The sequence below is a fragment of the Streptomyces sp. NPDC050806 genome, assembly GCF_055586425.1.
The window spans coordinates 151,549-168,819 of record NZ_JBVJIF010000009.1 but is presented as its reverse complement, the minus strand read 5'-3'; the positions used below and the strand labels follow the sequence as shown (position 1 = coordinate 168,819).

The window sequence follows — 17,271 nt, the reverse complement described above, 5'->3', positions numbered from 1 at the left end:
CGGCTCGCTCCCCGGCCCCCATTGCCTCCCCTTGTGCCCCTCTGGACGCATTCGCACGGTGTTCGGTTCCCACCGGGGCAGCCACCGGAGTCCGGGGCTGACTAGAGTTGCCTGACGTCAGGTGACCTGTGAACCGCGGGCGGCCGGCGGCGGACGCCGGGGCACGAGGCCGGCGGAGGGGAGGGCGGCGTGCGGACGGTGCGCAGGGTGTCGCTGGTGGAGACGGCGACCGACGAGATCCGGGAGCAGATCGTCAAGGGGGTCTGGCCCGTGGGCGGCCGCATCCCGCCCGAGAGCGCCCTGTCCGAAACGCTCCAGGTGAGCCGGGCCTCCGTACGGGAGGCGATCCGCGCCCTGGTGCACGCCGGGCTGCTGGAGACCCGGCAGGGCGACGGCACGTTCGTGATCTCCGACGACGACAGCGCGGTGGCGCTCCGGCGCCGCCTGGAGCGGGCCGAGCTGACCCATGTCACCCAGGTCCGGCAGGGCCTGGACGTGATCGCCGCGCGGCAGGCGGCGCGGCACCGCACGGACGCCCAGCTCGCCGCCATCGAGGCCGCGCTGGCGCGCCGCCGGGCGGCGCTCGCGGCACACGAGGACGAGGCGTTCACCGCCGCCGACGCCGACTTCCACGTCCTGGTCGCCGAGGCGAGCGCCAACCCCGTACTGGCCGACATCTACCGCTCGCTGAGCACGGCGCTCCGCGCGGAACTGCGCCGCGCCGCCTGCCTGGACACCGCGACCGCGGCGCCCACCGATCCCCACCACCTCCTCGTCGAGGCGATCCGGGCGCAGGACCAGGGGGCCGCGGTGGACGCCGCCGTGAAGCTGCTCGCCGGCCATGTACGGGACCTGGCACTGCCGTTGGACGACTAGCGGGCCGCTACGGTCCGGCCGTCGGACGACCGGAAGTCGCTACGGTCCGGCCGTCGCGTAGTGCGCGCGCAGCCGGGTGTACGCGGCTGCCGGTGCGGCCGTGGTGTCCAGCGCCAGCAGGGCGGCGCCCAGTACCGGGGGAGCGCCGACGACCCGCGGTACCGCCTTCGGGGCGCGTTCGGCCAGCAGCGCGACCACCGCCTCGTGCAGGACCGGGTGCCGGGCCGCCAGCACCCCGCCGCCGAGCACCACAGGGACCGGCTCGGCGAGCAGGTCCAGGCGGCGCAGCGCGACCGTGGCCATGACGACGATCTCCTCGGCCTGCCGCGCGACGAGCGCCCGTGCCACCGCGTCCCCCTCGCCCGCCACCGCGAACAGCACCGGCACCAGCTCGTGGCGCCGCTCGGCCGGCACCTCCTTCAGGTGCAGCGCCTCGATGAGCCGCGGCATCGACGGCAGCCCGAAGTGGGCGGGCAGCCGGTCCGCGAGGGCGCTGGGCACGCCCCGGCCGTCGTCGGCGCGCGCCGCCCACCACAGCGCCTCCTCGGCGAGGTGCCCGCCGCCGCCCCAGTCCCCGGAGATCCGCCCGATGGCCGGGAAGCGCGCGGTACGGCCGCCGGGGCCGAGCCCGGCGCAGTTGATGCCGGCGCCGCAGACCACCGCGACGCCGGTGCCCGGCCCGTCGTCCGGCAGCCCGGCCCGCAGCAGCGCGAAGGTGTCGTTGGCGACGGTGACCGTGTCCGACCAGCCGCGCGCCGTCAGCAGCTCGGTCAGCCGCTCCTCCTCCACCGGCAGGTCGGCGTTGGCCAGGCAGGCGGACAGGTGCCCGACCCGGTCGGTGCCCGCCCGCCGCAGCGCCTCCTCGACGAGTTCGGCGAGCCCCGCGACGGCCTGCGGGGCGCCCACCGTGGGCGGCTGGAACCCGCCGCCGCGTACCGACGCCGGCACCCTCCCGTCCGCGCCGACCACCGCCACGTCGGTCTTGCTGTTCCCCGCGTCGACCGCCAGCACGGCCGGGGGGCCGTTCCCGTTCCCGCTCAGGCCCACGCCAGGTGCTCCCGGTTGTGTGCGAGCAGCTCGTCGGCCAGCCGGTCCGCGTACTCGATCTGTCCGACGAGGGGGTGGGCGAGCAGCGCCTCGAAGACCCGGTCCCGGCCGCCCTTCAGGGCCGCCTCCAGCGCCAGGTGCTCGTACGCCGTGACGTTCGCGATCAGACCGGCGTACAGCGGCTCCAGCGGGCGTACCGGCACCGGCGCCGCGCCCCCGGCGCCCACCGTGGCCGGCACCTCGATCACCGCGTCGTCCGGCAGGAACGGCAGCGTCCCGTTGTTCAGCGCGTTCACCACCTGTACGTCCCCCGTGTCCCGCAGGAGGGAGGAGGTGAGCGCGACCGCCGCCTCGGAGTAGAAGGCGCCGCCCCGCTTGCCCAGCAGCTCCGGCTTCTCGTCCAGCGCCGGATCGCCGTACATGGCCAGCAGTTCCTTCTCCATCGCCGCGACCTCGGCGGCCCGCGACGGCTTGGTGCGCAGCTCCCGTACGACCTCGTCGTGCTGGTAGTAGTAGCGCAGGTAGTACGAGGGGACCACGCCGAGGCGCTCGACGAGCGTGCGCGGCATGCGCAGGTCGGCGGCGATCGCGTCGCCGTGCTCGGCGATCAGCCTCGGCAGCACGTCCTCGCCGCCGACGCGCACGGCCCGCTCCCAGGTCAGGTGGTTCAGCCCGACGTGTTCGAGCTGGACGTCCTGCGGGGCCACGTCCAGCAGCCGCGCGAACTTCCGCTGGAAGCCGATCGCCACGTTGCACAGCCCGACGGCCTTGTGCCCGGCGGTGAGCAGCGCCCGCGTCACGATCCCGACGGGGTTGGTGAAGTCCACGATCCAGGCGTCGGGGTTGCGGCGGCGCACCCGCTCGGCGATGTCCAGCACCACCGGCACCGTGCGCAGCGCCTTGGCGAGCCCGCCCGCGCCGGTGGTCTCCTGCCCCACGCAGCCGCACTCCAGCGGCCAGGTCTCGTCCTCGTTGCGGGCCGCCTGCCCGCCGACCCGCAGCTGGAGCAGGACGGCGTCGGCGCCGTCCACCCCGGCGTCCAGGTCCCCGGTCCAGGTGATCCGGCCCGGGTGGCCCTGCCTGGCGAAGATCCGCCGGGCCAGCCCGCCCACCAGCTCCAGCCGGTCCGCCGCGGGATCCACCAGGACCAGCTCGTCCACCGGCAGCACGTCCCGCAACCGCGCGAAACCGTCGATGAGTTCGGGGGTGTAGGTCGAGCCTCCGCCGACCACCGCAAGCTTGATACCTGTCATATGTGCTTCAGCCCTTGACCCCTGTGAGAGTGACGCCTTCGACGAAGGCCTTCTGTGCGAAGAAGAAAACGACGATCACCGGAGCCATGACCAGCAGCGTCGCCGCCATGGTGAGGTTCCAGTTGACCATGTGGGCGCTCTTGAACGTCTCCAGGCCGTAGGACAGCGTCCAGGCGCCCGGGTTCTGCGCGGCGTAGATCTGCGGCCCGAAGTAGTCGTTCCAGCAGTAGAAGAACTGGAAGAGGGCGACGGCCGCGATGCCGGGCTTCGCCATCGGCACCACGATCCGCAGCAGGGTCCGCAGCTCCCCGCAGCCGTCCACCCGCGCCGACTCCAGGTACTCCTTCGGGATCGTCAGCAGGAACTGCCGCAGCAGGAAGATGGAGTACGCGTCCCCGAAGGCCATCGGGATGATCAGCGGCCACAGCGAGCCGGACAGATGGAACTGCTGGGCCCACACCAGGTACATCGGGACCACGATGACCTGCGGCGGCAGCATCATCGTCGAGATCACCAGCAGCATCGCCGTGCGCCGCCCGCGGAAGCGGAACTTGGCCAGCGCGTACGCGACCGGGAGGGACGAGCACACCGTGAGAACCGTGCCCAGCACCGCGTACATCAGCGAGTTGCGCCACCAGTCCAGGAAGCCCGGCGTGCGGAACACCTGCGCGTAGTTCTCCCAGTGCCACGCGCGGGGCCACAGCTCACCGCTCATCGCCTGCCCGTCGCTCATCACCGAGGTCAGGAAGACGAACACGAAGGGCAGGACGAAGAAGAGCGCGGCGGCGAGGGCGAGGGAGTGCACCGCTATCCAGTGCAGCACCCGCTTGCGGCGGACCGCCCGGACGGCGGGGCCGCCGCTGCTCCCGGTACGGACGTCGGCCGCCGCTCTCAGGGTCGTGGTGGTCATCGGTCAGTCCTCCGCCGAGAGCAGGCCGGCGCGCTTGCGCATCAGCAACGTGGTGACGACCATCGCGATCGCGAAGAGCACGAGCGAGAGCACGCACGCGGCACCGGTGTTGAAGTTCTGGAAGCCGAGCGAGTAGACGAGCTGCGGCACGGTGAGCGTGGCGTGGTCCGGGTAGCCGGGCTGGATGACCGTGCCGGGGCCGACGGAGACGCCGGACGCGAGCTTCCCGGCGACCAGGGCCTGCGTGTAGTACTGCATCGTCTGCACGACCCCGGTCACCACCGCGAACATCACGATCGGGGTGATCGACGGCCAGGTGACGTACCGGAACCGCGCCCACGCGCCGGCCCCGTCCAGCTCCGCCGCCTCGTACTGCTCCTTCGGCACGTCCAGCAGCGCGGCCATGAAGATGACCATCAGGTCGCCGATGCCCCACAGGGACAGCATCACCAGCGACGGCTTGGCCCACGCCGGATCGTTGAACCAGGTCGGCGGCGAGTCGATGCCGACGGCCGACAGGATCTCGTTCACGGGTCCGCTGCCGGGGCTGAGGAGGAAGACGAAGGCGACGGTCGCGGCGACCGGCGGGGCCAGGTACGGCACGTAGAACGCGGTACGGAAGAGGCCGACACCGGTCTTGATCTTCGTGACCAGCATGCCGATGCCGAGCCCGAAGACCACCCGCAGCGCGACCATGACGACGACGAGCCAGAGCGTGTTCCACAGCGCGGGCCCGAAGAGCGGCATCTGCGTCAGCACGTACGTCCAGTTCCGCAGCCCGACGAAGGTGGGCTCCTTGATCTGGTTGTAGTGCATGAACGAGAAATAGACGGTCGCGATCAGTGGATACGCGAAGAAGACCGAGAACCCGACCAGCCACGGCGAGAGGAATCCGAGCGTACGGAGCCGGGTACGGCGGTGCTTGCGCCGGAGTTCGGGCGCGTGGGAGAGAGCCATGGGATATGTCCTCAGCTCTTGGACTGGAGGGTGTCGGCGTCTATCTGCGCATCGAGCGTGCGCAGTCCGGACCGCAGGTCGGGCACTTTCCCGGCCTCGACGTTGTAGGCGAAGTCCCGGAGCGAGACCACGTACTGCCCGCCGTTCGTGGACGGCGGCAGCGCCGTGCTGTACGGATTACGCGCGATGTCGAGGAACGTACGGAACGAGCGGTCCGCGTCCAGTTCCGGGGACTTCAGCGCGGCATTCGTCGACGGCACGTTGTGAATGGCGTTGGCGAACCGCACCACCTGCTTGGTGTCGGCGGTCAGGAACTTCACCAGTTCCCACGCGGCGTTCTGGTGCCGGCTGCTGTGCGAGATCCCCACGACCGTCCCGGTCAGATAGCCGCGCCCGTACGTCTCCGGCCGGTCGTCCGGCACCGGCAGCGGCGCCGTGCCCCACCGGAACTTCGCCTTCGCCTCGTCCAGCATCAGCCCGCGCCACTCGCCGTCCATGTGCATCGCGACCTTCCCCGTGAGAAAGGCGTTCTGCGAGGACATCTCGTCGCCGAACGTCGTACGGAACTTCTCCAGCGGGGCGTATCCGCCCTGCGCCTTCATCAGTTCGCCGGTCGTCCGGAAGAACTCCGGTACCGTCTTCTCCTTCGCCAGCCGGGAATTCCCCTTGCTGTCGAAATACCGCGGCCCCCACTGCGCGAACAGCCGGTCCGGACTGTTCTGGTACATCCGGAAGTTGGGCATGAACCCGACCCGTTCGTACCCGCCGTCCGCCTTCTTCTTCGTCAGCTTCTTCGCGTCCCGCACCAGCTCCGACATGGTGCGCGGCGGCCGCGCTATCCCCGCTTCCTCGAAGGCGTCCTTGTTGTAGTACATCCCGTACGCGTCGGCGAGCAGCGGCAGCGCGCACTGCTTTCCGTCGTAACTGCTGTACTCCAGCAGCGTCTTCGGGAACACCTTGTGCTTGTCCAGCCCGGTCTTCTTCATGAACGGGTCGAGATCCGTCCACATCCCCGAATCGCAGTACTGGCCCACGTTGTTGGTGGTGAAGGAGGACACCACGTCCGGGGCGTCCGAGCCGCCGGCCCGCAGCGCCTGGTTGGTGGTCTCGTCCGACACGTTCCCGGTCGCCACCACATGGATGTTCGGATGCAGTTCCTCGAACCGGCGGATCGAATCACCGATCGCCTTCACCTCGCCCGGCGCCGACCAGCCGTGCCAGAACTTCAGCGTGACCGGCTTCGTCGGATCGTCCCGGTCGCTGCCGACGCCGGGATTGGCACAGCCGGCGGCCAGCAGCAGCGCGACGGCCGCCGCCGCGCCACGTGCGCCATATCTTGGTGAGAACATGACAGGACCCTTCTCAAGGGTGGGGGAGGGGTACGCGGGGCCGCCGCGTACGGCGCTGGGGCCGTGTCGCCCGGGCCGTGTCGCTCAGGCCGTGTCGAAGACGACGTCCCGCGCCTGGACGAGGGCCGTCCGCAGGGCGCCCGTCAGGATCGGGTCGCCCTCGATGTCACTGATCCGCAGCTGCGGCCGGGGGAGCGCGAGCCCGGTCAGCTCCTCCTCGACCCGCACCCGCAGCCGCTCGCCGCCCGCCTGCGCGACGACACCCGACAGCACCACCAGCTCGGGGTCGACCACGGCGACCACCGCCGCGAGGCCGGTCGCCAGTCGGCGCGCCACCTCGTCGACGACGCCCGGACCGGCGAGCGCCTGGGCCGCATCGGCCGGATCCAGTCCCTGGCCGCGTGCGATCTCCAGCACGGCGGGCTGCCCCACCAGGCTCTGGAAACCGCCGCCCGCGTCCGGCGCGGCCGCCGCGTCCGGGCCACCGCGCGCGAGCGGCGCGCCCGGCAGCGGCATGTACCCGATCTCGCCGGCGCCGCCGGTGGCGCCGCGCAGCAGCGTGCCCCCGAGGACGATCGCCGCGCCGACCCCCTCGTCCACCCACACCAGCACGAAGTCGTCGTGGTCCTGCGCCGATCCCTCGTACTGCTCGGCCAGCGCCGCGAGGTTCACGTCGTTCTCGACGGCGACGGGCGCGCCCAGCGCGTCCCCCAGCTCCGCGAGCAGCGCCCGCGAGTGCCAGCCGGGCAGGTGCGGGGCGTACCGCAGCTCGCCGGTGCGCGGGTCCAGCGCGCCGGGCGTGCCGATGACGACGCCGTGCAGGTCGTCCCGGGCCAGCCCGGCCTTGGCCAGCGCCCCGTCCACGGCGGCCGTGACCACCCGGGCGGTCGCGCTCGTGGCGCCCTGCCCGGCCGTCACCGCGGCGCCGTCCACGGGGTCTTCCGCGGCGGCCCGCCGCTCCCCGACGACCCGTCCGGTGATGTCCGCGACGACGGCGGTCACACCACCGGGGTCCACCGACAGCGCGGCCACGTACGCCGCCGCCGGATTGACCTCGTACAGCTGCGCGCTGGGGCCCGGCCGCCCGGTCACGTTCCCCGTCGTCCGCACGAGCCCGGCCGACTCCAGCCGCCCCAGCAGCTGCGAGGCGGTGGGCTTGGACAGCCCGGTCAGCTCGCCGATCCGGGTGCGCGTCAACGGGCCCTGCGACACGAGCAGTTCCAGCGCGGCCCGGTCGTTCATCGCCCGCAGCACCCGGGGAGTCCCCGGCGTTCCGCCCGTCCCGCCCATTCCGCTCACCCGCCGTCGCCCCGCCCCGGAACGCACCGTCCGGTGGCCGGGAGCTGATCTGTTAGGAAACTTTCCAATCAACTTCCAGGAAGGTAGGTCCTTGTACCGGCTCCGTCAATGGTCCGGACAGGAATCGGCCCGCTCCCCGGAAGGGGGAGCGGGCCGATTCCTGTGCGTGCGGGTGCCCCGCTACTTGTTCAGGTTCGGCGGGGGAGTGACCGGGTTGCTGGCCACCGACTGGGGGGAGAGGGGGTTCGCGAAGGCGGACGGGGCGGCGACGGCGGCCGATGGGTCGGCCGCCTCCTCGCCCTCCGCCGGCAGCGGCGCGTTGCCGACGATGCGGATGCCGGCCTCGTCCAGGGCCCGCTTGATGCGCCAGCGCAGCTCCCGCTCGACGGCGAAGGACTTGCCCGGCATCGTCTTGGCGGACACGGAGATCGTCATGGTGTCGAGCAGGACCTCGCTCAGGCCGAGCACCTCGACCGGCTCCCACAGGCGCTCGTTCCACGGCTCGGACTTCGCCATCGCCTCGCCCGCCTCGGTGATGACCTCCCGCACCCGCTCCAGGTCCTCGGTGGCGCGCAGCTGCACGTCGACACTGGCGGTCGCCCAGCCCTGGCTGAGGTTGCCGATCCGCTTGACCTCGCCGTTGCGGACGTACCAGATCTCGCCCTCGGCGCCGCGCAGCTTCGTGACCCGCAGCCCGACCTCGATCACCTCACCGGAGGCGACGCCCGCGTCGATGGAGTCGCCGACGCCGTACTGGTCCTCCAGGATCATGAAGACGCCGGAGAGGAAGTCCGTGACGAGGTTGCGCGCGCCGAAGCCGATCGCGACGCCCGCCACACCGGCGCTGGCCAGCAGCGGCGCGAGATTGATCTGCAGTACGGAGAGGACCGTGAGCGCGGCCGTGCCGAGGATCACGAAGGACGCGACGCTCCGGAGCACCGAACCGATGGCCTCGGAGCGCTGCCGGCGGCGTTCGGCGTTGACGAGGAAACCGCCGAGCGGGCCGTTGCGCGCCGCGCCGGCGTTGCGGTTCATGCGCCCTATCAGCTTGGTGATCGCACGGCGGACCAGCGACCGCAGGACCACCGCGATGACCACGATGAGGATGATGCGCAGACCGGCGTCGAGCCAGCTCTGCCAGTTCTCCTGCACCCAGCCGGCGGCGTCGGTGGCCTTCTCCTGAGCCTCGGATATGGAGGACGGGTCCGGCGCCGCTGCGGCTACCGGAGAAGCGGACCAGAACACAGCAAGGACCTTCCGTACGGGACAGCAGACCCGGGCGGCACGTAACCGCACATCGGGCAGACCAACCACACTAACGGGGCAACGCGGGCAGTCCGCGCCGTTGTTCGAGTAGACCGGGCCGAATTGCTGGGCAGAAAAGGAGTGTGGTCGAAAACACCTCCGACCCGTTACCTGGTCATGGTGGCGCTCCGACCAGGCACCGGGGGACACTGTGGGGAGATCGTCCCGGCGCGAGCCACGCGCCGCCGGCGTACAAGGAGGCACCCGTGCCGCATGTCCTGGTCCTCAACGCGTCGTACGAGCCGCTCGGCGTCGTACCGCTCCGCCGCGCGCTCATCCTCGTCCTCAATGAGAAGGCCGTCAGCCTCGAGGATTCCGGCGCCCTGATGCACAGTGCGACCCGTGCGCTCCCCGCTCCCAGTGTGGTGCGTCTCAAGCGGTTCGTACGTGTGCCCTTTCGTGGCCCTGTTCCCCTGACCCGCCGTGCGCTCTTCGCCCGTGACGGCGGCCGGTGCGCGTACTGCGGTGGCGTCGCAACCAGCGTCGACCACGTGATCCCGCGCAGCCGCGGTGGGCAGCACACCTGGGAGAACGTCGTGGCCGCATGCCGTCGCTGCAACCACGTCAAGGCCGACCGGCACGTCGCCGAGATCGGGTGGCGGCTGCGGCATCAGCCCGCGCCGCCATCGGGGCTCGCGTGGCGGATCATCGGCACGGGGCATAGGGACCCGCGCTGGCTGCCATACCTGCAGCCGTACGGCGCGGATGATGCGATGGCCCGTATCGACGCGGTTTCCGCGTAGATCCGGGCCATTCGCGTTCCCGGAGCCGGTACCCCGCGCCCCTGAAGGGGCGCGGGGCACTGCGCGACCAGCCACGACGTGGCCGCACCGGGCCACCGGACGGTCATCCCCGCTGCGGGTGGCCCCCGCCGTTCCGGCGGCCGTCGTCCCCGCGGCCGTGCTCGTCCCGGCGCCCGTCACCGTCCCGGCGACCGCTGTCGCCCCCGTGGCCCGGGTCGTCCCGTTGCCCGCGGTCGGAGACCGCATACGCCTCCACGCCCCACAGCGAGTAGCCGAAGCGGGTCGCCCGCTTGTCGCCCTGGATGCGGACGTGGCGGACGTCCTTCGCGTCCAGCCGGACGGACTCGCGGCCGCCCTTGCCGTCACGCACGGTGGCGGCCGTGCGCCAGGTGCGGCCGTCGGGCGAGACCTGGATCCGGTAGCGCGCGGCGTGCGCGTCCTGCCAGTGGAGGACGAGCCGGCCCAGGCGGACCGGGCGGTCCAGGGCGAACTGCAGCCAGGCGCCGTCCTCGGCCGGTGAGGACCAGCGGGTCTTCGGGTCGCCGTCGGTGGCCGCCGAGGCGGGGAAGTCGGCCGTCTCGTCGCCGGAGGAGGTCGCCCGCGCGCCGCGCGCCAGGTCCTTCCCGCCGGCCGGCGGGAACGTACGTACGGTCAGGGTCTGCTCCTCGTCCCCGAAGGAGACCGGGATCTCGTACGTCCCGGAGCGGGCGTCCTCCGGCACGGAGATCCGGACGCGGGTGGTCGCGGTGCCGCCGCGCGGCGCGGTGAGCCGGTCGGGGGCGTGCACGGCGAAGCCCTTGGGTGCCTTGACGCGGAGCCGTCCGTGGACGTCGGAGGGGCGGCGGGAGAAGACCAGCGCGTCGACGGAGACCGTGCCGCCGGTGTCGGCGTCCACGTCCTTCCGGGAGAGTTCAAGGCCGGCCGGCGCCGTGTCGTCGAACCACGGCGTGAGGGACTTCACCGAGGGGGCCGGGCCGTCCTCGTCCCAGTGCAGCCGGATCGCGTCGGCGCGCAGGCCGTGGGCCGCCGCCTGGGTCCAGCCGGAGGCGGCGAGGCGGCCGATGCGGCGCCAGCCCTCGCCCGGCACGCGCGCCTCCACGGTGGCGCGCGCGGCGTCCCGGGACGGGTCGGTGAGCGCGGTGACGGCGGAGAGCGTACGGCTGCGTGCGAACGGCACGGTCAGGGACGTGGCGTGGGCCGCCTCGTGCGGCGCCGGGGCGTCGGAGGCGGCGCCGGTCCAGGCGTCGGACTCGCGCAGGGCACGGTCGAGGAACGGGCCGAGGACGCCCTTGCCGACCGTCGCGGCCCGCTCGCCGATGTCCTTGCGCAGCCCCTCGGCGGACCGCTGGGCCCGCCACGCGGCGGACCCGTCGCCGCGGGCCTGGGCGCGCAGCATGTCGACGGCCTGCACCCCGGCCCGGCCGTACCGCGCCAGCTGTTCGGACCAGGGGCGCACCTCGTCGGCGAGGCCGCCGGTCAGGTGGTCGGGGACCTCGCTCATGGTGCGGAACGCCGAGCGGAGCGCGGCGGCGGCCTTGATGTACTCCTCGTCGTCGGCCGTGTCGCCGCCGTTGATCGAGGCGGCGCGGGTCGCCCAGAAGCGGTCGATGAGCGGGCGGAGGTAGCCCGACTCGCCGGGGTGCAGGACGGACGAGGCGTCGTTGCCCGCGAGGGCGTGCAGCGCCGCCCTGGTACGGGCCCGGCGGTCCTCGGCGGCCGGGCCGCCGGCGGGCGCGGCCGGGCCCCCGGCCGGCGCTTCCGTGCCGTCCGTCAGGTCGGCGGCGAGCGCGTCGATGGCCGCCCGCCAGGACTCCCGGGGGCGGTAGTCGCGGGGGTTCCAGGCGTAGTCGGCGGCGGTGAAGAGCGGGATGCGGGAGGCCGTGGGCTGGGCCATCGCGTTGGCGAGGAGCGCCGCGGAGCCGGTGGCGACGGCGGGCTCGCGGCCGGTGTACGGGCCGAGGAAGATCCGGTCCTGCGCGTAGTCGTTGACCGGGTAGTTGTCCATCGTGATCAGGGGGTGCCCGAACGCCTCGCGGGTGGTGGCCAGTTCACGCCCGGTGATGGTGCGGGGCACGACGCCGACGCCGGTCCAGGCCACCGCCACCCGCTCCGCGAGCGCGCCCGCCAGCGCGTCGCGGTACGTGGTCGAGCCGTCCTGGTAGTACTCCGTGGGCATCAGCGAGAGCGGCGCCGAGCCGGGGTGGCGCTCGGCCAGGTGCGCGGCGAGGGCGTTCGCCACCTGCGCCTGGGCGCGGGCCGCGGCCTCCGGCCCGGTGCCGAAGGCGTCCCGGTCGGCGTCGCAGTGCCACTCGCTGTAGCTGACGTCCTGGAACTGGAGCTGGAAGTCGCGCACGCCCAGCGCCCACATGGCGTCGACCTTGCGTTTCAGCGCGCGCACGTCCTCGGCGGAGGACATGCACAGCGACTGGCCGGGGGAGACGGCCCAGCCCAGTGTGACGTGGTTGGCGCGGGCCCGCTCGGCCAGCTCGCGGAAGTGGGCGCGCTGCGCGGCGGGGTACGGGTCGCGCCAGCGGGCCTGGCGGTAGGGGTCGTCGCCGGCCGCGTACAGGTAGCGGTTCTGCTTCGTACGGCCCATGAAGTCCAGCTGCGCGAGGCGCTCGCCCTGGGACCAGGGCGCGCCGAAGAAGCCCTCGGTGGTGCCGCGGGCCGCGGTGCCCGGCCAGTCGCGCACGGCGACGGAGGCCAGCCGCCGGCCGCCGTCCGGGCCGTCCGTGACGAGCTGCCGCAGCGTCTGCACGGCGTGGAAGACCCCGTCGGGGCCCGCGCCCTCCATGGCGACGGTGGCGCGTCCCGCGACCTCTCCCACGGCCAGGCGGTAGCCGCCGGACGGCAGGTCCGTGCCGCGGGCCGGGGCGTGCAGGGCCCGCAGCGCGTCGGCCGCGTGCCGCCCGCCGACGTGGATCAGCGGCCCGGCGCCGGCCACCGGCGCACCGGGGCGCGCCTCGTGGACCGTGCGCACCCCCGCGCCCCGCAAAAGCTTCAGGAGCGCCTCGACGGCGTACGGGTCGGTGTCCTCGGCGGCGACGACCGTGACGGCGGTGCCCAGCGGCACGGCCGTGCCCAGGCTCCGCATCGACTGGGGGCGGGGCCACACGGCGGGCGGGTCGCCCGCGTCGGTGGCCCGGTCGGGAGCGCCGACGGGCGGCTCCTCGGGTGCGGCCTGGGCGGCCGGTACACCACCGAGAAGTCCCCCTATGACGGCGGCGGCCAGCGCTGTCGTGCCTGCCACCCTGGCGCCGGACCCGGCGCCGTTCCGTTTCCTGGCGCCGGCGCCACGGAATCGCACGGCCTCTCCTCGTCCCCGTCGGTCTGCAGCCTCGCCGGCGGGCCGGCTCCGCGTGGTCGGTCGGCGGAGCGGCCGCCATGGGCTGTGAGCCCACCACTCGGGGGTCGAGGTGTCAACGACGACAACCGAAGTGCCCCCGTTTGCCCTGTGTGGCCCCCGGGGCCCCCGGGAATGGCGGTCCGAGGGAAATGCCGCAGGAGTTTCGCTATGATGTCCATTTAGTCGGGATCTCCTGCGTGAGTGACCGGCCCCGCCGCTAAATCGTTCGCCGAAGCGGGGGTGTGAGGTGGAACACGTTTAGTGACCGGATACGTCTGCGGCGGCATGGATTGGGTAGGGCCCGGTTGTCCTACTCTCGACGAACGGGAGGCCCTCGTGGCTCCGTCCGCTCAGCTTCTTCTCGACGCCCTCTCCAAACCGACCGAGCCGGATCTGCTGGCAGGGGTCTCCGACCCGGACTGCGGCTTGGACGGATGCGGCTCGTTCACCTTCTCCGAGCCTCCCCTGACCAGCGAGCCCCCGCTCGCCGACAGCACCCCCCTCACCAGCGAGACCCCGATCGCCGCCGAGCTGCCGCTCACCAGTGAGCCCGCCGCCGCCGGCTACGGCACGGAGTCCATGGAGGTCTGATGGGCCGAGCGCGGCTCGCCCGGCTGCACGGCGTCACTACGTCCTACGAGCCCGCGCCGGGCCGCACCGTCCATGTACCCGAGGACACGGTCGTCGCCGTGCTGGCCGCGCTGGGCGTCGACGCCTCCACGCCGCAGGCCGTACGTGCCGCGCTGGACGCGTACGAGTACGGCCCCGCGCGTGCCCTCCTCCCGCCCACCCTCGTCACCCGTGAGGGCCGCCCGCCCGACCTGGCCGGGCTGCCCGGCGGCACCACGCTGCGCGTGGACACCGAGGACGGGCGGACCCTGGACTGGGGCCTGGTCCCCGGAGGGCGGGCGGCCCCGCTGCCGCCCGGCGTGCACGTACTGCGCGCCTCCGCCCCCGACGGCTCCGCCGCGCACTCCCACCTCGTCGTCGCACCCGACCGGATGCCCGCCGTGTCCGGTCGCGGGCACGGCTTCATGGTCCAGCTCTACTCCCTGCTCTCCCGGCACTCCTGGGGCATGGGCGACCTCGGCGACCTGGCCCGGCTGGCCGACTGGTCCGGACGGACCCTCGGCATGGACTTCGTCCAGCTCAACCCGCTGCACGCGGCCGTACCGGGACCGCCCACCGACCCCTCCCCGTACCGCCCCTCCTCGCGCCGCTTCCCCGATCCCGTGCATCTGCGGATCGCGGACGTCCCCGAGTTCGCGCAGCTGTCCGGCGCCGCCCGGCGGCGCGCCGGGGAACTGGCCGGACAGGCCGCCGCGCTCCGCGACGCCGTACTGAAGAACGGCGCGCTGATCGACCGGGACGCGGTCTGGGAGCTGAAGGCCGAGGCGCTGGAGCTGCTGCGCACGGTGCCGCTGAGCGCCGAACGGCAGGCCGCCCACGACGCCTTCCGCGCCGCCCAGGGCCAGGACCTGGAGGACCACGCCACCTGGTACGCCCTGGCCGAGGCACACGGCCCGGACTGGCGTGCCTGGCCCGACGGCCTGCGCGACCCCCGCTCGGCGCGTACCGAGCGGATGCGGCAGGCACTCGCCGACCGCATCGACTTCCACCGCAGGGCCGCCTGGCTCACCGACGAACAGCTCGCGGCCGCCCAGCACGCGGCGCACGCGTCGGGCATGCGCATCGGGCTCGTCCACGACCTGGCCGTCGGCGTGCACCCCACCGGGGCCGACACCTGGGCCCGCCAGGACGCCTTCGCGGCCGGCATGTCCGTCGGCGCGCCGCCGGACGCCTTCAACAGCCGGGGCCAGGACTGGGGCCTGCCGCCCTGGCGCCCCGACACGCTCGCGGCGACCGGGTACGCGCCCTTCCGCGCGCTGCTGCGCGGCCTGCTGCGGCATGCGGGCGCGCTGCGCATCGACCACGTGATGGGCCTCTTCCGGCTGTGGTGGATCCCGGAGGGCCGGCCGCCCACGGAGGGCACGTACGTCCGGTACGACGCAGAGGCGATGCTCTCCGTGCTGGCGCTGGAGGCCGCACGCGCCGGCACCACGGTCATCGGCGAGGACCTGGGGACGGTCGAGAACGGGGTGCGCGAGGCCCTGGAGGAGCGCGGCGTCCTGGGGACGTCCGTCCTGTGGTTCGAGCGCGACTGGACCGCCGAGGGGCGGCCGCCGCTGCCGCCGGAGAGCTGGCGCGCCGGCTGCCTGGCCACCGCCACCACGCACGACCTGCCCAGTACGGCGGGGAGGCTGACCGGCGAGCACGCCGCGCTGCGGCACCGCATCGGCCTGCTGGACGGCTCCCTGGAGGAGGCGCGCGCCGCGGACGCGGCCGAGGTCGCCACCTGGCTGGAGTGGGTCGGCCGGCTGGGGCTGCTGCCGGAGGGCACGGCGACCGGGGACGCGGAGGCGGACGAGCGGGCCGCGGTCGCGGCGCTGCACCGCTTCCTGCTGCGCACCCCGGCCAGGATGGTCGGCGTCTGGCTGCCGGACGCGGTGGGCGACCGGCGGCCGCAGAACCTCCCCGGCACGTGGGACGAGTACCCGAACTGGCGGCTGCCGATCGCCGCGGCGGACGGCCGGCCGATGACGCTGGAGGAGATCGTGGAGTCGCCACGGCTGCGCGCGCTGCTGGCGGAGTTCGACGCGACGCCGGGGTCGGGCATCGGCCGTTAGGGCACCCCGAGCGCGCGGGTCGCTCGGGCGTCCGATACGTTGAGGTACGTGAGCAACAAGGTCAAGAACCACGCCCTGCGCGCCGGAACGATCACCGCCGGTACCGCGCTGCTGCTGCTGATGTCGTCCCCTGCTTTCGCGCTCACCCGCGACGACGGTGACGACCCGGGTCCGGGCCTGAGCGTCGTCGAGACGCTCGGTCTCTACGTCGTGACGCCCATCGTCCTCTTCCTGGTCATCGCCGGCCTGGTCATGCTGGGCGACAAGTCCCGCAAGACCAAGAAGAGCTGACACCCGGCCTCCTGGCTCACCGGGCACCACGCACTGCACGGCGCCGAACGGTTCGTAGGAACCGTTCGGCGCTTTTTGTCATGCCATGAGCCGCTTTTGTCCGTAATTCGCCCCTCGATCGGAACGGCGGATTCTCTTGACGTGGTCCTAACCTACGATGCCGTAACCTACGGTGCCGTAAGGTTTTCCACGTCCCCAGGAGACCCCGCATGACCATCGCCCCCGCCCACCATGACGGAGAGCGCGGCCAGACCGCCTGGAGTGACGCTCAGCTCCTTTACGCGCTCGAAGAGGTCGTCGAGAAGGAGCTGAACCGCCATCTCGGCATAGCCAAGGAATGGATGCCGCACGAGTACGTGCCCTGGAGCGACGGCCGGAACTTCGACGGCGTCATGGGCGGTGAGCCCTGGGCTCCCGAGCAGTCCAAGGTCACCGACATCGGTCGTACGGCGCTGGTCGTCAACCTGCTGACCGAGGACAACCTCCCCAGCTACCACCACGAGATCGCCACCCTCTTCGGCCGGGACGGAGCGTGGGGCAACTGGGTGCACCGCTGGACGGCCGAGGAGGGCCGGCACGGCATCGTCATGCGCGACTACCTGCTGACCAGCCGGGCCGTCGACCCGGTGCAGCTGGAGCGCTTCCGCATGGCGCACATGTCGGAGGGGTTCGAGTCCGACAACAACCACAGCATGCTGCACTCCGTGGCGTACGTGGCCTTCCAGGAGCTGGCCACCCGCATCTCGCACCGGAACACCGGGCGGCACTCCGGCGACCCGGTCTGCGACCGGATGCTCGCCCGGATCGCCACGGACGAGAACCTGCACATGGTCTTCTACCGCAACCTCCTCTCCGCGGCGTTCGAGCTGGCCCCCGACCAGACCATGAGCGCGGTGCGCGACGTGGTGGTGAACTTCCGGATGCCGGGCCACGGCATGCCCGGCTTCGAGCGGGCCGCGGCCCGGATGGCGCTCGGCGGCATCTACAACCTCCGCATCCACCACGACGACGTCATCCAGCCCGTACTGCGCTTCCTGAAGGTCATGGAGATCGGCGGCCTGGGCCCGGCCGGTCTGCGGGCACAGGAGGAGCTGGGCCTCTTCATGGGCGGCCTCGACGACCAGGCGCGCAAGTTCGACGAGCGGCTGGCGGCCCGGGAGGCCCGCAAGGCGGCGCGCAAGGGCTGAGCCCTGCGTCTGCAGCCAATC

Annotated in this window: 14 protein-coding genes; 6 read left to right on the top strand and 8 right to left on the bottom strand. The window is 72.9% G+C overall.

Translation table 11 applies throughout. From position 1 onward, the window contains the following. Positions 1–189 precede the first annotated feature (189 nt). On the top strand, positions 190–876 hold the full coding sequence (locus tag ACZ6WH_RS27990) for a FadR/GntR family transcriptional regulator (protein ID WP_469731588.1): 687 nt from the start codon (positions 190–192) through the stop codon (positions 874–876). A 39-nt stretch (positions 877–915) separates the two neighbouring features. On the opposite strand, the gene ACZ6WH_RS27985 is transcribed toward ACZ6WH_RS27990, so the two are convergent. The 7 genes from ACZ6WH_RS27985 to ACZ6WH_RS27955 form a co-directional block, all read right to left on the bottom strand. Further along, on the bottom strand, positions 916–1,923 hold the full coding sequence (locus tag ACZ6WH_RS27985) for an N-acetylglucosamine kinase (protein WP_469731586.1): 1,008 nt from the start codon (positions 1,921–1,923) through the stop codon (positions 916–918). Then, the gene (locus ACZ6WH_RS27980; RefSeq protein WP_469731957.1) at positions 1,914–3,167 is read right to left on the bottom strand and encodes a 6-phospho-beta-glucosidase; all 1,254 of its coding nucleotides are present in this window, start codon (positions 3,165–3,167) and stop codon (positions 1,914–1,916) included. The genes ACZ6WH_RS27985 and ACZ6WH_RS27980 overlap by 10 nt, the downstream gene beginning before the upstream one ends. A gap of 16 nt (positions 3,168–3,183) precedes the next feature. Next, the gene (locus ACZ6WH_RS27975; RefSeq protein ID WP_469731584.1) at positions 3,184–4,086 is read right to left on the bottom strand and encodes a carbohydrate ABC transporter permease; all 903 of its coding nucleotides are present in this window, start codon (positions 4,084–4,086) and stop codon (positions 3,184–3,186) included. 3 nt (positions 4,087–4,089) lie between these two features. Continuing rightward, positions 4,090–5,043, bottom strand: a complete 954-nt coding sequence (locus ACZ6WH_RS27970; RefSeq protein WP_469731582.1) for a carbohydrate ABC transporter permease — start codon at positions 5,041–5,043, stop codon at positions 4,090–4,092. A gap of 11 nt (positions 5,044–5,054) precedes the next feature. Next, complete coding sequence (locus ACZ6WH_RS27965) at positions 5,055–6,392, bottom strand: ABC transporter substrate-binding protein (protein ID WP_469731580.1); 1,338 nt, start codon at positions 6,390–6,392, stop codon at positions 5,055–5,057. A gap of 84 nt (positions 6,393–6,476) precedes the next feature. Further along, positions 6,477–7,634, bottom strand: coding sequence for an ROK family transcriptional regulator (locus tag ACZ6WH_RS27960; RefSeq protein WP_469731578.1), 1,158 nt, complete (start codon positions 7,632–7,634; stop codon positions 6,477–6,479). Between the two features lie 237 nt (positions 7,635–7,871). Beyond that, a complete protein-coding gene (locus ACZ6WH_RS27955; RefSeq protein WP_432854455.1) occupies positions 7,872–8,936 on the bottom strand; it encodes a mechanosensitive ion channel family protein in 1,065 nt (354 codons plus the stop codon). 266 nt (positions 8,937–9,202) lie between these two features. Between ACZ6WH_RS27955 and ACZ6WH_RS27950 the strand changes: the two genes are divergently transcribed. Beyond that, positions 9,203–9,739 (top strand): HNH endonuclease, encoded by a 537-nt coding sequence (locus ACZ6WH_RS27950; RefSeq protein ID WP_361566593.1) that lies wholly within the window; start codon positions 9,203–9,205, stop codon positions 9,737–9,739. A gap of 103 nt (positions 9,740–9,842) precedes the next feature. On the opposite strand, the gene ACZ6WH_RS27945 is transcribed toward ACZ6WH_RS27950, so the two are convergent. Then, positions 9,843–12,989 carry a beta-N-acetylglucosaminidase domain-containing protein gene (locus ACZ6WH_RS27945; RefSeq protein WP_469731955.1) on the bottom strand — a complete coding sequence of 1,049 codons (3,147 nt, stop codon included), beginning with the start codon at positions 12,987–12,989 and terminating at the stop codon, positions 9,843–9,845. A 432-nt stretch (positions 12,990–13,421) separates the two neighbouring features. Here ACZ6WH_RS27945 and ACZ6WH_RS27940 point away from each other — a divergent pair, with 432 nt between their 5' ends. The 4 genes from ACZ6WH_RS27940 to ACZ6WH_RS27925 all read left to right on the top strand — a co-directional run bounded on the left by ACZ6WH_RS27940 (position 13,422) and on the right by ACZ6WH_RS27925 (position 17,250). Then, positions 13,422–13,676, top strand: a complete 255-nt coding sequence (locus tag ACZ6WH_RS27940) for a hypothetical protein (RefSeq protein ID WP_030614919.1) — start codon at positions 13,422–13,424, stop codon at positions 13,674–13,676. After that, entirely contained in the window at positions 13,676–15,772 is a 2,097-nt protein-coding gene (gene malQ / locus ACZ6WH_RS27935; protein WP_469731575.1) for a 4-alpha-glucanotransferase, read from the top strand. The genes ACZ6WH_RS27940 and malQ overlap by 1 nt, the downstream gene beginning before the upstream one ends. Positions 15,773–15,820: 48 nt before the next feature. Then, positions 15,821–16,063 carry a hypothetical protein gene (locus ACZ6WH_RS27930; RefSeq protein ID WP_469731573.1) on the top strand — a complete coding sequence of 81 codons (243 nt, stop codon included), beginning with the start codon at positions 15,821–15,823 and terminating at the stop codon, positions 16,061–16,063. Between the two features lie 209 nt (positions 16,064–16,272). Further along, entirely contained in the window at positions 16,273–17,250 is a 978-nt protein-coding gene (locus ACZ6WH_RS27925; protein ID WP_469731572.1) for an acyl-ACP desaturase, read from the top strand. Positions 17,251–17,271: the final 21 nt, after the last annotated feature.

Excerpts from the sequence above, each read along its gene's own strand:
- ACZ6WH_RS27975 (WP_469731584.1), bottom strand. The coding sequence starts at position 4,086 with ATGACCACCACGACCCTGAGAGCGGCGGCCGACGTCCGTACCGGGAGC.
- ACZ6WH_RS27970 (WP_469731582.1), bottom strand. The coding sequence starts at position 5,043 with ATGGCTCTCTCCCACGCGCCCGAACTCCGGCGCAAGCACCGCCGTACC.
- ACZ6WH_RS27965 (WP_469731580.1), bottom strand. The coding sequence starts at position 6,392 with ATGTTCTCACCAAGATATGGCGCACGTGGCGCGGCGGCGGCCGTCGCG.
- ACZ6WH_RS27960 (WP_469731578.1), bottom strand. The coding sequence starts at position 7,634 with ATGAACGACCGGGCCGCGCTGGAACTGCTCGTGTCGCAGGGCCCGTTG.
- malQ (WP_469731575.1), top strand. The coding sequence starts at position 13,676 with ATGGGCCGAGCGCGGCTCGCCCGGCTGCACGGCGTCACTACGTCCTAC.
- ACZ6WH_RS27925 (WP_469731572.1), top strand. The coding sequence starts at position 16,273 with ATGACCATCGCCCCCGCCCACCATGACGGAGAGCGCGGCCAGACCGCC.